Source organism: Shewanella sp. NFH-SH190041 (assembly GCF_024363255.1).
Classification (GTDB): Bacteria; Pseudomonadota; Gammaproteobacteria; order Enterobacterales; family Shewanellaceae; genus Shewanella.
The window spans coordinates 1,860,672-1,874,833 of record NZ_AP026070.1 but is presented as its reverse complement, the minus strand read 5'-3'; the positions used below and the strand labels follow the sequence as shown (position 1 = coordinate 1,874,833).

Annotated in this window: 12 protein-coding genes; 7 read left to right on the top strand and 5 right to left on the bottom strand. The window is 46.3% G+C overall.

Annotated elements, in window-relative coordinates; translation table 11 throughout:
- Positions 1-135: 135 nt before the first annotated feature.
- From NFHSH190041_RS08250 to NFHSH190041_RS08240, 3 genes are all read right to left on the bottom strand, one after another.
- On the bottom strand, positions 136-1,398 hold the full coding sequence (locus NFHSH190041_RS08250; protein WP_261924754.1) for an OFA family MFS transporter: 1,263 nt from the start codon (positions 1,396-1,398) through the stop codon (positions 136-138).
- A gap of 640 nt (positions 1,399-2,038) precedes the next feature.
- Complete coding sequence (locus NFHSH190041_RS08245) at positions 2,039-3,421, bottom strand: Na+/H+ antiporter NhaC family protein (protein ID WP_261924753.1); 1,383 nt, start codon at positions 3,419-3,421, stop codon at positions 2,039-2,041.
- Between the two features lie 276 nt (positions 3,422-3,697).
- Positions 3,698-3,892 carry a hypothetical protein gene (locus NFHSH190041_RS08240; protein WP_261924752.1) on the bottom strand — a complete coding sequence of 65 codons (195 nt, stop codon included), beginning with the start codon at positions 3,890-3,892 and terminating at the stop codon, positions 3,698-3,700.
- A 111-nt stretch (positions 3,893-4,003) separates the two neighbouring features.
- Here NFHSH190041_RS08240 and NFHSH190041_RS08235 point away from each other — a divergent pair, with 111 nt between their 5' ends.
- The 3 genes from NFHSH190041_RS08235 (at position 4,004) to NFHSH190041_RS08225 (ending at position 7,594) form a co-directional block, all read left to right on the top strand.
- A complete protein-coding gene (locus NFHSH190041_RS08235) occupies positions 4,004-5,218 on the top strand; it encodes a pyridoxal phosphate-dependent aminotransferase (protein WP_261924751.1) in 1,215 nt (404 codons plus the stop codon).
- A 296-nt stretch (positions 5,219-5,514) separates the two neighbouring features.
- A complete protein-coding gene (gene yfbR / locus NFHSH190041_RS08230) occupies positions 5,515-6,108 on the top strand; it encodes a 5'-deoxynucleotidase (RefSeq protein WP_261924750.1) in 594 nt (197 codons plus the stop codon).
- Positions 6,109-6,256: 148 nt separating this feature from the next.
- Positions 6,257-7,594 carry an anti-phage deoxyguanosine triphosphatase gene (locus tag NFHSH190041_RS08225; protein WP_261924749.1) on the top strand — a complete coding sequence of 446 codons (1,338 nt, stop codon included), beginning with the start codon at positions 6,257-6,259 and terminating at the stop codon, positions 7,592-7,594.
- A 130-nt stretch (positions 7,595-7,724) separates the two neighbouring features.
- On the opposite strand, the gene NFHSH190041_RS08220 is transcribed toward NFHSH190041_RS08225, so the two are convergent.
- On the bottom strand, positions 7,725-8,357 hold the full coding sequence (locus tag NFHSH190041_RS08220; RefSeq protein ID WP_261924748.1) for a YchE family NAAT transporter: 633 nt from the start codon (positions 8,355-8,357) through the stop codon (positions 7,725-7,727).
- 321 nt (positions 8,358-8,678) lie between these two features.
- On the opposite strand from NFHSH190041_RS08220, the gene adhE reads away from it, so the two are divergent.
- Positions 8,679-11,279 (top strand): bifunctional acetaldehyde-CoA/alcohol dehydrogenase, encoded by a 2,601-nt coding sequence (gene adhE / locus NFHSH190041_RS08215; RefSeq protein ID WP_261924747.1) that lies wholly within the window; start codon positions 8,679-8,681, stop codon positions 11,277-11,279.
- Between the two features lie 238 nt (positions 11,280-11,517).
- Here adhE and NFHSH190041_RS19730 read toward each other — a convergent pair whose 3' ends face one another.
- Entirely contained in the window at positions 11,518-11,640 is a 123-nt protein-coding gene (locus NFHSH190041_RS19730; RefSeq protein WP_410010869.1) for a phage integrase N-terminal SAM-like domain-containing protein, read from the bottom strand.
- Positions 11,641-12,081: 441 nt separating this feature from the next.
- On the opposite strand from NFHSH190041_RS19730, the gene NFHSH190041_RS08210 reads away from it, so the two are divergent.
- The 3 genes from NFHSH190041_RS08210 (at position 12,082) to NFHSH190041_RS08200 (ending at position 14,162) form a co-directional block, all read left to right on the top strand.
- Positions 12,082-12,672 (top strand): hypothetical protein, encoded by a 591-nt coding sequence (locus NFHSH190041_RS08210; RefSeq protein ID WP_261924746.1) that lies wholly within the window; start codon positions 12,082-12,084, stop codon positions 12,670-12,672.
- Between the two features lie 3 nt (positions 12,673-12,675).
- Positions 12,676-13,035, top strand: a complete 360-nt coding sequence (locus tag NFHSH190041_RS08205; protein WP_261924745.1) for a hypothetical protein — start codon at positions 12,676-12,678, stop codon at positions 13,033-13,035.
- A gap of 51 nt (positions 13,036-13,086) precedes the next feature.
- A protein-coding gene (locus NFHSH190041_RS08200; protein ID WP_261921927.1) for an IS3 family transposase occupies positions 13,087-14,162 on the top strand; the annotation gives its coding sequence in 2 pieces (ribosomal slippage) (positions 13,087-13,339 and positions 13,339-14,162; 1,077 coding nt in all).

Genomic DNA, 14,162 nt, shown 5'->3' with positions numbered 1-14,162 from the left:
TTGCATATGTTCGACCTTATTTCAGGCATAAAAAAACCGGCGCTTTAAGCGCCGGTTAGTTATCTTGCCGGTATTGATTCATTGCAAGTCCGTTGTCACCTGCCGTGTAATATTATGCCAGCACGATTAACTTAATCAGTTAGCCGCTTGCCACTGCATATCAGTGTCAATATCGTCATCCTTATCTTCATCTTTGTCTTCAACACCTGAAATCGGCTTCGTCAGGAAAGAGACGATTAATGCCGCAGACATGATCACGACAGATGCAATATAAGCCAGCTCATAAGTTCCGGTGGAGTCAACTGCAAAAGCAGCAATCACAGGGCCGATAAAGCCACTCACACCCCAAGAGGTATAAACCACACCATAGTTAGTGCCGTAGTTTTTCAGGCCATAGAAATTAGCGGTCAGTGATGGGAATACCGCAGGGAGGGTACCGTAACTTACCCCGGCTAATGCCGCACCTACCATCATCCCCATTTCACCATGATAGTGCGGGAACATCACCATATTGGCAATTTGCAAAACAAAGGACAGTGCCAATGTGCGCATACCACCGATTTTATCATTCAGCATACCGGCACCAACACGACCAAAGGTGTTAAACAATGCCAGAATCACCACCAAATGTGCCGCACCGTTCATATCTGTCTGCACAGAGGCGATCGAGGTGATATTACCGATGATCATCAAACCTGTTGAAGATGCACACAGGTACATAAACCAAATGGCATAAAACTGTGGGGTACGCAGCATTCCGCGCCAGTTAATTTCGTTAGCAACCGTAACCTGCTTCACGGTTTTACTGTCATCACCTTCCGGCTGATAATCTACCGGAGGGTTATTAATGGTGAATGCCAGTGGGACGGCAATCGCTAATAATGCTGCGCCCAGCAGTACAAATGAGTAACCAATACCGTAAGCAGAAATCAAGCGGGTGATCAGCGGTGCCAGATACACACCGGCTAAGCCAAAACCGGCTGCAATCAGTCCATTTACCACACCACGGTGAGATGGGTGGAACCATTTCATTGCCGCTGGAGCCAAACAAGCATAGGCAAAACCGATACCCGCACCAGCTAACACACCAAAGCTAATCAGCAATTGGGTTGGGGTCGTTGCATAACCTGAAGCGATCAGGCCCAATCCAGAAATGATAGTGCCCGTGATTAACACCCGGCGAGGACCAAATTTATCTTGGATAATTCCGGCAAGTAACAGGGAGATAGAAAAAGTAATAATGGCGATAGTGTATGGCATGGAGGCTTCAGCGTTACTCCAGCCCAGATCCGTTACCAGCGCTTTTTTAAATACGCTCCAGGTAAACAGAATACCAATACACAGGTTGATGCAGAATCCTGCGATAAGGATTTGCTTTGCTCGGTCAAATAGTTTCATTGCGTCTCATTTAAGTGGTCCACCCCGGGAAATGTGCCACCGCTGTATGGATTATAATTATTACAGTCAGGTTAACGACAACATTGATAAGGCGGCTCTAAATTAGGCTGGCGATTCTAGCAACACTCACCACAAAAATGAAATTAAAGTATCAGATTATTGCAATAAAATGAGAAAATAGAGTTTATGCTACTGAATTAATTGGATTTTCTTTTATTAAATACAAAAAGTTAATATAGATGCTAACGCGTTAAATCATATGTAAACATCAATTTAATGTAAATAAAAAATATCAAAAATGAATCCACAAAGATCCTATTGAGACCTGGATCACATTATTCAATTCAATAACGGACTTTAGCGCATATTCCCAATGCGAAAACCGTATTCCAGCACTTCAGCGCCTGTGTTGTCTGGCAAAATGATAACCATATTGACCATCCCACCCTGGAATATAAGGTTAAACCGGCCACAACAATATGGAAATAATGTAAAAACCATTTACCGATAAAGTAAAAAGCCGCCTAACGGCAGCTTTTTTATTGACATTGATCACAATTGAAAAAGATCAGCATGATGAATGTTGGTAATTGATACTCAATAGAACACACGCTTTTTCATGCCGATATCCATCTCATACCTATGCCAATAATAGAAAGCCAATCACAGCCAATACCGCAGCAAACAGAGCATAAGGTAACTGAGTTAAACCATGGCTCACCAAATTACAACCTGAACCCTGTGCCGCTAAAACGGTGGAGTCAGAATAAAAGCAGGCTTGACTGCCAAAGGAGGATGCTGACAATAACGCACCGATAACCAAGGGGATATCCGCGCCAACAGATTGTGCCAATGGCATGACAATCGGAATAGATACCGCAAAAATGCCCCAACTGGAGCCAGTGGCAAATGCCAGTAATGCCATCGCGATAAAAACAACTGCCGGCAGTAAATTAGCTGTCATAAACGGACTCAAGCTTTCAATCACATACTGCGGCAACATCAATTTATCGCACACATCTTTAAAGACAAATGCGGCAATAACAGTGCCGATGGCTGGCAGCATACTTTTAAAACCATCAATCATCTGCTCCATCATTTCCGCTAATGGCATCAAACGTTGCACTGCGTAGTAAGGCAGGGTGACAGCAAGAGTGGCCAATAATCCCAGCCAGACATCAATATCAAAATAAACAGTAAAGGCCACCAGCAAAATGATAGGAACCAGAAAATTATGCAATTTTCCCTGTCTATCAGCATTGGCAAACTCTTCTTCCATCGCCTTTACCGCATATTCATCCGATGTCTGCACCTCATCCAAATCAACCTGTTTCAGTGCCGGCGCCCCTTTCGCGGCCATTTGCTGAGCTTTTTTCATCGGCCCGACTGTGGGGATCACCCCAGCAATCACCAGAACCACCACCACAATTGCCAACCAGGCATACAACATATAAGGAATCGCCTGCATATAAACAGCAATGGCTTGGCCAGGGGGCGCGACACCATTATCCACCAGCAAACCACCAAAAAAGACCGCCCACGTCGATAACGGCACCAACACACACACGGGTGCTGCGGTGGAATCCACAACATAGGCAAGCATTTCTCTGGATACATTGAACTTATCCGTCACCCGTTTCATGGTCGAGCCAACGGTCAAGGCATTTAAGTAGTCATCTACAAAAATGACAATCCCCAGCAAAAAAGTCATTAACAGAGAGGATCTGGGGCCCTTAGCCAATTTCAAGGCATTGCGCCCAAAGGCCATCGCCCCACCGGTGCGGACTAATAAAGCGATCAGCGCACCGAAACTGCCACACACTAAAATCAGCCAGCCAATCGTGTCATCAGCCATCACATTAAGAGAAATAGCGGCAAATTGTGGTAACACCTCGCCAGGCCGATACAGTAACAGGCCCACCAAAGCACCAATAATCAGGGATAAAATAGGACGACGTAACCAGATGGCTAACGTCAATACCACTGCAGGAGGAATAAGACTTAACGCTGTCGGCTCTGACATGCACTTAGGTCCTTCTAGTTTCAGGTCATCAATGACAAAAACAACACAGCACAGTTACATAGATACATCACTGCACTAATACAGCTGTTTGACTCCAACCGGATAATTATCTGCATTAAAAAATAACGGCATTTAACTCGTCGGCCAGCAATGGGCAATTCTACCTTTACTGCTAACCAACAATGTCGCAGTCAAACATCGCGCAGAAAGTAAAACGCCAGCAATAATGAGTCAACAAAAAATCATTAAAAACCAGTAAATCATCATTATAAATAATCACAAAAAGTTACTTAAACCACATATTAATGACATCGATTTTTCCTCATGCTCAGCAAAACGAACTAAGCCACCATTGATATCTGCGGCCATAAATATCATTACCATGACATTATGCTGACATTCCCCTTTCAACAAAAACAGCATACTGACATAGGTATAAATATCACGTTGCGGCAAAACATTATGCTGCACAAATAAAATCAGCTAAGTTGAAATTTGCTTGATTTCCCCTCTTTCTAAGTGCCGGTTTTTCAGATATCTTGCGCTGTGTTATCCGGTTTTTTTGCGTCTTTAGAGGTATTGATGCGCCCTATTATAAAATCCCATAAGCTGGACAGTGTTTGTTACGATATCCGCGGTCCAGTACATAAGGAAGCCCGCCGTTTAGAAGACGAAGGCCACAGGATCATGAAGCTGAATATCGGCAACCCTGCGCCGTTCGGTTTTGAAGCGCCTGAAGAAATCGTGCGCGATGTTATCCTTAACCTGCCTAGCGCTCAGGGATATTGTGAATCCAAAGGGCTGTTTTCTGCCCGCAAAGCCATTGTGCAACACTACCAGTCCCAAGGCATTATGGGGGCGGACATTGATGATATTTATATCGGCAATGGTGTTTCTGAGCTGATTGTGATGGCGCTGCAAGGACTGCTCAATGCCGACGATGAAGTGCTGATCCCCTCGCCGGATTATCCGCTGTGGACCGCTGCGGCACATTTAGCTGGCGGTAAAGCTATCCATTATCGCTGTGATGAGGAGTCTGATTGGTTCCCTGATCTGGATGATATCCGCAGTAAAATCACCCCTCGCACCCGGGCATTGGTGATGATCAACCCCAATAACCCCACAGGTGCGGTATACAGTGAAGCATTAATACTGGAATTAATTGAAATCTGTCGCCAGCATGATCTGATCCTGTTTGCCGATGAGATCTATGACAAAATCCTTTACGACGATGCCAAACACGTGCCAGCGGCCGGGCTGTCTGATGATATTCTCACCGTTACCTTTAATGGCCTGTCAAAAGCCTACCGCGCAGCTGGATTCCGGGTGGGGTGGATGATGCTAACCGGCAACCTAAAAGGGGCCAAAAGCTATATCGAAGGCTTGGATATGCTGGCCTCAATGCGTCTATGTGCCAATGTGCCCAACCAACATGCAATTCAGACCGCATTGGGGGGATACCAGAGCATTAATGAGCTGATCCTGCCAACAGGCCGCCTCGCTCAACAGCGCGATACCTGTTATGAACTGCTCAACAGCATTCCCGGTGTCAGCTGTAAAAAGCCGAAAGGCGCTATGTATGCCTTCCCCAAACTGGATGCGAAGAAATTCAACCTCCGCGATGATGAAAAGCTGGTTTTGGATTTATTACGCGATCGCAAAATTTTGCTGGTACAGGGTACTGCATTTAACTGGCCAGAGCCGGATCACCTACGGGTTGTATTCCTGCCGTGGAAAGAAGATTTGCAAAAGGCACTGACAGAATTTGGTTCCTTCTTGGACACTTATCACCAGTAAGCCACCGCTCCTTACATTACCGGATACATTACCGGATACCCACGCTGTCACTCAGCGGTATCCGGTAATTCGTAATACCCTCAATCGCCACCTGATTATCACCTTGCCGAAATCTACTTTTCCCCAAAAATTCTCGCAGCATTAATGCATCACGCGCTTATTCAACCGCGCGCTTTAGCTGACACAGGTTGGGCTTGCCCGGCTGTATAGCATTGCGCTGGTATCAGATTGGCAGACGCGCTAACCTGAGCAAATCTGTGGTGTAAGCCATTATCTCCCGTACAGCAGGAATTATTATGAAAAGTACCTTTCTGGCCTGGATACTACGCATGCCGCTAATCAAGCGTTGGGCATTGATGCATTGCGTTAAAAAAGAAAATATTGCAGAGCATTCTCATCAGGTGGCCGTAATTGCCCATATGCTGGCGGTGATCCGCAACACCTTCTTTCAAGGGCAGCTGAACCCGGAAAAAGCGGCAACGCTGGCGCTATACCACGAATGCTCAGAAACCAAGCTGCAAGACATTAACCATGTCACCAAATACCATAACCCTGAGCTAACCAAAGAATTCAAAAAACTGGAAAAACTGGCAGAAATTGACTGTGTCCGCAGCCTGCCCGAACCCCTGCAAGCCACCTTTGAAAATTTGATTATTCAATCCCAGGTGGATCCGGAATATAAAGATCTCGTCAAAGCGGCAGACTTAATCTCCGCCTACTTTAAAGCCATGGATGAAATCCGTTTCGGTAATAATGAATTTGATAATGTCAAAGAACGGCTCGGGGAGATGCTGGAACACTACCGCGCCACTATGCCAGAGGTAAATTACTTTCTCGACACCTTTAGCGAGCACTGTTTTGTCTCTGTGGATAAACTCAGCGCGGGTTAGGTTAACCGTCAGGAATATGCCTATAGAGCCCCTCAACATCGCAGCAGAGATTGTCCTTGCGAGTTGAGCAGTAAATTTACCATGAAGCGATCACCGGCTTGGGTTATGCTCATAAACCGAATGAATTTAACCCAGTCAGGTGTTTTATATGCAAAATTCCCCTTGGGCTGCCCGGCGACTGCTCGAAGATAAGCATCGGCGGGATGATCAGCGCAGTCCCTTTCAGCGCGACCGGGCCCGTATTCTCCACAGTGCCGCTTTTCGCCGACTGCAAGCAAAAACCCAAGTATTAGGTGTTGGACTGAATGATTTTTACCGCACCCGACTGACCCACTCACTGGAAACAGCCCAAATTGGCACTGGGATCCGCGCCCAATTAAAAGCAAAATGCCCACAGGTGGCTGATATTATCGGCCCCTCAAGTTTGATTGAATCCCTCTGCCTTGCCCATGATATTGGCCATCCCCCCTTTGGCCACGGCGGGGAAATCGCCCTGAACTATATGATGCGCCACCACTGTGGTTTCGAAGGCAATGGCCAAACCTTCCGCATTCTTACCCGGCTGGAACCCTATACCGAACAGCATGGCATGAATCTGTGCCGTCGCACCCTGTTAGGGGTACTGAAATATCCACTGTTAAACTCGATGATCTCACCCACTTATCCCACGGATGATGATCACGCGACGCAACACAGTATTCGTCCCGCAGACTGGCCCCCCGTTAAAGCCATTTACCCGGATGACAGCGACATTCTGCAATGGGTGCTATCGCCCCTGAGTGATAATGACAAAACTCGATTCTGTGCATTTACACCGGCCAAGGGTAAGCTGCCCGGTCGTAGCTGCTGTAAATCATTTGACGCTACCATTATGGAGCTGGCGGATGATATCGCCTATGCGGTACACGATCTGGAGGATGCCATCGTTATGGGCATTGTGACTCAAGCTCAGTGGCAGGAAGAAGTCGCTGCCCCCCTCGCGGATATTGATGACCCATGGATCCAGCTTGAACTGTGTAATATCGGCTCAGCCCTGTTTTCACCGGCGCATTATTTACGCAAAGATGCCATTGGCACCATGGTCAATGGGTTTGTCACCGCCATCGGGGTAGAGAAACAAGCGGAATTTGACTCAGCATTGTTGGCTTATCAAGCTCGCTTGCAACCTGCGTTTGCCCAGGCGCTCGCGATTTTAAAAGCATTTGTCTTTCGCCAAGTGATCCGTAAACCAGAAGTGCAAATGCTGGAATATAAGGGGCAACAAATGCTGATGCAGCTATTTGAAGCGTTTGCCTCCGATCCATTGCGCCTGTTGCCACGCAATACCCAAACTCGCTACCAAGAGGCATTAGCCAATGGCCGCAATGCCCAACGAGTGATTGCTGATTATCTGGCGGGGATGACAGATGATTTTGCCACCCGAACCTATCAGCAGCTCTTTACCCCAGCAATTGGCACAGTGATGGATCTACGCGCCCACGATTAAGGCTAGGGTCTGTTGCCCTTTTAAGTATCATCATTAGACAAAAAAACGCGCCAGTTGGCGCGTTTTATATTATCTGTTCGCTTTACTGCATAACTGCATAACTGCATAACAATAAAAGCTAATCAGGCAGTTATCCCATCAATGACGGGAACATACCTTTAATGCCGGCAGCCACAATTTCAATCCCGATAGACATCATGATCAAGCCCATCAAACGGGTGATAACGTTAATACCGGTTTTCCCCAGCAAGCGATAAATTACCGACGCCATCCGGAGGAGTAAAAAGCTGATCAGGCCAAACAGCACCACAGCAACAGACATCCCAAGCAAATTCACCAAGGTATGGTGCTCTGCGGCGGTGACGATCACCGAGCTGATTGCGCCGGGCCCCGCCATCAATGGCAACGCCAAAGGAACAACAGCAACAGACTCCATGGCCGAGGCTTCTAATCCTTCTTCCTTATTGCGCTTCACCTCACCCAGTTTACCCTGGAGCATCGACATGGCAATAATCGCAATCAGGCTACCCCCGGCGATCCTAAATGCCGAAATACTGATACTGAACATATCCAGAATATATTGACCGGCAAAAATCGTCACCAGCAAAATAATAATCACAGCAAAGTTGGCAACCTTAGCGGTTTGATTACGTTCCTCTTCCGTCTGATGACTGGTCAGGCTGACAAATACTGGCAACAACCCCACCGGGTTAATAATGGCCATCAGACCAAGGAAAAACTTTATATACAGGGTGAAATCCAAGATGGGTATCCTTGTAAAAACCATAACAGGGCCGCAGACAAAAACGCACACAAGGCGGCCGGAAAGCAACTCTACCGCAACTGCGCAATAATGGCAGCATGAGTTTTTTTACCGCCACTCACAAGTTTTGGTAATAGTGTCGAGTGAAAACAAACACCTGTTACCTATTGTACTGGGCAAGTGTAACAAAATTACAGTTTGCAGCGCAGATTGTGGCTAAGCTCACGGAAGCCCCCGCGGTTTCCATGTAATTTGATGACATAATTCAGGAAAAGGTTTCGCCAAGGTTAACTTGGCCAAGTCTTTTTTTGGAGAATTAATATGAAAGTCACCAACCAACAGGAACTGGATCTGCTGGTCGAAAAAGTCGCTGCCGCACAAGCGCAGTTTGCAACTTTTTCCCAGCAACAGGTAGACCGGATTTTCCGAGCAGCCGCCTTAGCCGCTGCCGATGCCCGTATTTCGCTGGCCAAAATGGCGGCGGCTGAAACAGGCATGGGTGTAATTGAAGATAAAGTGATTAAAAACCACTTTGCCTCTGAGTACATCTACAACAAATACAAGGATGAAAAAACTTGCGGCATTTTAAGTGAAGACGCCACTTTCGGCACTATCACTATTGCTGAGCCGGTTGGCATCATCTGTGGCATCGTGCCCACAACCAACCCAACATCCACCGCGATTTTTAAAGCCTTAATCAGCCTTAAAACCCGTAACGGCATTATTTTCTCGCCCCACCCTCGTGCTAAAGCATCAACCACCTTTGCAGCCAAACTGGTATTGGATGCCGCAGTTGCCGCGGGCGCGCCAGAGCATATTATCGGCTGGATTGATGAGCCCAGCGTGGCGCTGTCCAACCAGTTAATGACCCACAATAATATCAACCTTATCCTTGCTACCGGTGGCCCTGGCATGGTGAAAGCAGCCTATTCATCTGGAAAACCAGCCATTGGGGTGGGTGCAGGTAATACCCCGGTTGTGATTGATGAAACGGCTGATATCAAGCGGGCGGTCAGCTCTATTTTGATGTCAAAAACCTTCGATAACGGCGTAGTCTGCGCCTCTGAGCAAGCCGTGGTGGTGGTTGACAGCATCTACAAACAGGTAAAAGAGCGGTTTGCCAGCTATGGCGCCTATGTGCTGTCAGCGAAAGAAAACAAAGCCATGCAGAAAGTGATCCTGAAAAATGGCGCGCTGAATGCTGATATCGTGGGACAAAGTGCGGCAACCATCGCCGCCATGGCTGATATTAAGGTACCTAAGGGCACCAAAGTGTTAATCGGCGAAGCCAAAGATATCAATGATGCCGAAGCCTTTGCCCATGAAAAACTGTCACCGTTACTGGGCATGTACCGGGCGGACAATTTTGAGCAGGCAATTGATAAAGCTGAAGCCCTAGTGGCTCTGGGTGGCATTGGGCACACCTCAGCCCTTTATACTGATCAAGACTCCCAAGAAGCGCGCATCAAGTTGTTTGGACAGCGAATGAAAACCGCTCGAATTCTGATCAACACCCCAGCCTCTCAAGGTGGTATCGGTGATTTGTATAACTTCAAACTGGCGCCATCCCTCACTCTAGGCTGCGGCTCTTGGGGCGGTAACTCTATTTCTGAAAACGTCGGCCCCAGCCATCTGCTAAACAAGAAAACCGTGGCCAAGAGGGCTGAAAATATGCTGTGGCATAAACTGCCAAACTCCATCTATTTCCGCCGTGGCAGTCTGCCGGTGGCACTGGAAGAATTGAAAGATAAAAAACGGGCACTGATTGTGACCGACAGATTCCTGTTCAACAATGGCTACTGTGATGAAACACTGCGCATCCTCAAGGCTCAGGGACTGGAAACCGAAGTCTTTTATCAAGTAGAAGCCGACCCAACCCTGAGTGTGGTACGCGAAGGGGCAAAACTGGCGCAGGTATTCCAGCCGGATGTGATCCTGGCACTTGGTGGTGGTAGCCCGATGGATGCGGCGAAAATTATCTGGGTAATGTATGAACACCCTCAGGTCGATTTTGCCGATTTAGCTCTGCGTTTTATGGATATCCGCAAACGGATTTACACTTTCCCGAAAATGGGGCAAAAAGCCATGATGGTGGCCATTCCAACCACCTCAGGTACCGGCTCAGAAGTGACACCATTTGCAGTGGTCACAGATGAAACCAGCGGCATGAAATATCCTATCGCCGATTATGAGCTCACCCCAGATATGGCCATTGTTGACCCTAATCTGGTGATGAATTTGCCTAAATCCCTCACTGCCTTTGGCGGCGTGGATGCGGTCACTCACGCCTTGGAAGCCTATGTCAGTGTAATGGCTAATGAGTACAGTGATGGTCAAGCACTGCAGTCACTTAAACTGCTGTTTGATAACCTAGAAGATGCTTATCACAAAGGCGCGGCAGCGCCGGTTGCGCGGGAAAAAGTGCACAATGGTGCCACCATTGCCGGTATTGCCTTTGCTAATGCCTTCTTAGGGGTCTGTCACTCTCTGGCCCATAAACTGGGGGCCGAGTTCCACCTCGCTCACGGTCTGGCCAATGCCCTGCTGATCAGTAATGTGATCCGCTTTAATGCCACTGACTTGCCCACTAAGCAAACCGCATTTAGCCAATACGACAGACCGAAAGCAAAATGCCGCTATGCTGAAATTGCTGACTTCTTGCGCCTGCCAGGTAAAACCGATACCGATAAAGTCGAAGCGCTAATTGCTAAAATTGAAGCGCTGAAAGCTTCACTGGGCATTCCAGCCTCTATTCAGGAAGCTGGGGTCAATGAAGCTGACTTTATCGCCAAACTGGATGAACTGGCAGAAGATGCCTTTGATGATCAGTGCACAGGGGCAAACCCTCGCTACCCACTGATCAGTGAGCTAAAAACTCTGCTACTGGCAAGCTTCTACGGCAAGCCATATCAAGATGAGTAACCCTAGCGGTAACTTTGGCTAAATGGTCATCAAACCTAGTGCATGTGAGATAGTAATAAAGCTTCATACTGAGTATTAAAGTATCAAACTTAAAGGCAGTGTTCTCATCTTGACGCTGCCTTTTCTAAACCGTTTATGTCACATGTTCCTGAGCCAGTTACAAACTGAGCGTCATGCTTACTCTTCAATTTATATTTGCCATACACGAACTAATGTGAGAAACCAAAGCACATAAAGCTTAGTTTTGAGTGACACTACTCACGCGTCTGATGTTGGAAAGACTGGAAAGAAATTGCTCAATGTCTTGATTACCCATGTCTGCGAGATGCTTTTGTGATGGAAATAAATTGTCAGCTCCAATAAAGGTAAACCTGTTCCATTTGTAAGTTACAACGCCAACCCCTTAATTCTGTTCGGATTGAATCGATAAATGGGGATGGTTGCATAAGAAAGATCAAATACTGTACTTATACACAGTAATTATAAGGTGTTTGAAAAAAGTCAAAAAACGAGCGCTAAAATTGTGAATTCATTCTCAGTTTGTTATTTATCATTTCTATAACTTATTGAATAAATGGCATATCCAAGATTCACTGATTTACGTACCGCGTCATTGGGTGGCTCAGGTAATACAAGTTTTGCTTTGTTTTGAAGATATTCCCATAACTTGTGGTAATGCTTGTTAGTAAGTTACTGTATCAATTGAATTAACTCACCCACTCTATGATTGTACGCCTTGATTTTGTTCAGGGTTTAACGAGAAGTCCGGGTAATACACTATTAAATCACCAAGGAGAGAATCGTGTCATTCGATAGTTTATTAACTGACACTATTAGTGTCTTGAAGAAAACTGGCGAGAATATTGAGTCTATAAAGGCCAGCGTTCAAAAAGGGAAAATCTTCATTCAGCGTTCAGACATTCTTATTGAGAGTGGCGACCTAATAAGGCGGACCATGTCTAATGGTGCGACTGAAACCTATGAGGTAATTGATCCCGGTTTTCACGAGCAATTTCATGGCATTCCAGCTGGATACCAAATGAATGTTAAAAATTTAGGTCTTCCTGAGGCTGAGAAAGCGGTACAGAGCATTACATATAATATTTCTGGAACAAACAATAGAGTAAATCAAAACTCCACAGACAATTCAGTCAATATAAATGTTCAGAATCAAGACCTTCAGGAACATCTAGAAGCCTTGAAAGCTGAAATTACAAAGCTTGATTTAAGCCCAGAGCAAGAGAAAGAATCATTTGAAGTTATTGATGCAATAGAATCACAAGTTCTTTCAGAGTCACCAAGCAAAGTTGTTGTAAAAACACTTCTGAATAGCTTGCCATATGCGGGCAGTATTGCCTCTATAGGTTCTTTTATTCTATCTCTTTTGGTATAGACAATGAAACTAGACGATTTTGTTTCTGAAACTCTAAAGCAAATAATCAACGGTGTATCTGTTGCTCAAGAATACGGAGCTACAAAAAATGCCAAGGTGAACCCCATATCAGCAAGGTTTCATAGCTCAACTGAGGGTCAAGCCTTTTGCCAAGAGACAGGAGTTCCCCTTCAACATGTTTCTTTCGATGTCGCTGTAACAGTCACTCAAGAGCAAACATCATCTGATGGTGGTGGCCAAGTTGGCTCAATTTCTGTATCACCGGATTCAACTAATAACTCGCAAAACAGCTCTGTGACCAGAATCAAATTCGATGTACCAGTGTTGCTTCCAACGACAGGCGGTAGTCCCCCCGAAAAATAACAGCAGCCAAAAGTAGAATTTTCTCGTAAGGTAAAACGTAGGAGATTCGACATGAAAACATCGCGATACACAGACAGTCAGATAATTAACATCCTCAAGCAAGCTGAAGCAGGAACGCCCGTTCCAGAGCTTTGTCGTGAGCATGGCATGAGCAGTGCGACCTTTTACAAATGGCGTGCAAAATATGGTGGCATGGATGCGTCACTCATGGCACGCATGAAAGAGCTTGAGGACGAAAACCGGCGGCTCAAGAAAATGTATGCAGAAGAACGCCTCAAAGCCGAAATCATTCAGGAAGCCATGGCAAAAAAGTGGTGAAGCCCAGTGAGCGGCGAGTGCTTGCTCAGCAGTCTGTGGCGGCTTCAGACATCAGTATTCGAATGGCGTGTCGCATTTTCAGTGTCAGTGAAAGTTGCTACCGCTACCAATCAGTCCTTCGAGATGAAAATGCGGATATTGCCGATTGGCTTATCCAGCTGACGACAGATGAAAATGACTGGGGCTTTGGTCTGTGCTTTGATTACCTGCGCAATGTGAAAGGCAAACTCTGGAACCACAAACGCGTATATCGTATTTATTGCGAGTTGGCGTTAAACCTGCGTATTCGCCCCAAACGACGGCTAAAACGCCATGCCCCAGAGCCTCTAAAAGAACCCGTGCGGCCGAATCAAGTTTGGTCTGTAGATTTCATGCATGATCAATTAGCCGATGGCCGACGCTACCGCTTATTCAACGTTATCGATGATTATCATCGTGAAGGTTTGGCGATTGAAGCGGGATTGTCATTGCCAGCATTACGAGTTATTAGGACGCTAAATCAACTCTTGGAGCAGCGGCCAAAGCCTTCAATTATCCGTTGTGATAATGGGCCTGAGTTCATTAGCGGTGAGTTTGTCAATTGGGCTAAGCGACACAACATTCGGATTGAATATATTCAGCCAGGTAAGCCCCAGCAGAACGCTTACATAGAAAGGCACAACAAAACAATTCGATACAGTTGGGTCAGCAAGCATCTTTTCGACTCAATAGACGAGGTACAAGACTACGCAACAAAGTGGCTTTGGTTTTACAATCATGAACGACCACACAAAGCAAACAATGGCAGGCCACCACTGATGGCTGCTTAG

Coding starts and splice junctions, on each gene's coding strand:
- adhE (WP_261924747.1), top strand. CDS start 8,679: ATGAAAGTCACCAACCAACAGGAACTGGATCTGCTGGTCGAAAAAGTC.
- NFHSH190041_RS08250 (WP_261924754.1), bottom strand. CDS start 1,398: ATGAAACTATTTGACCGAGCAAAGCAAATCCTTATCGCAGGATTCTGC.
- yfbR (WP_261924750.1), top strand. CDS start 5,515: ATGAAAAGTACCTTTCTGGCCTGGATACTACGCATGCCGCTAATCAAG.
- NFHSH190041_RS08235 (WP_261924751.1), top strand. CDS start 4,004: ATGCGCCCTATTATAAAATCCCATAAGCTGGACAGTGTTTGTTACGAT.
- NFHSH190041_RS08245 (WP_261924753.1), bottom strand. CDS start 3,421: ATGTCAGAGCCGACAGCGTTAAGTCTTATTCCTCCTGCAGTGGTATTG.
- NFHSH190041_RS08205 (WP_261924745.1), top strand. CDS start 12,676: ATGAAACTAGACGATTTTGTTTCTGAAACTCTAAAGCAAATAATCAAC.
- NFHSH190041_RS08225 (WP_261924749.1), top strand. CDS start 6,257: ATGCAAAATTCCCCTTGGGCTGCCCGGCGACTGCTCGAAGATAAGCAT.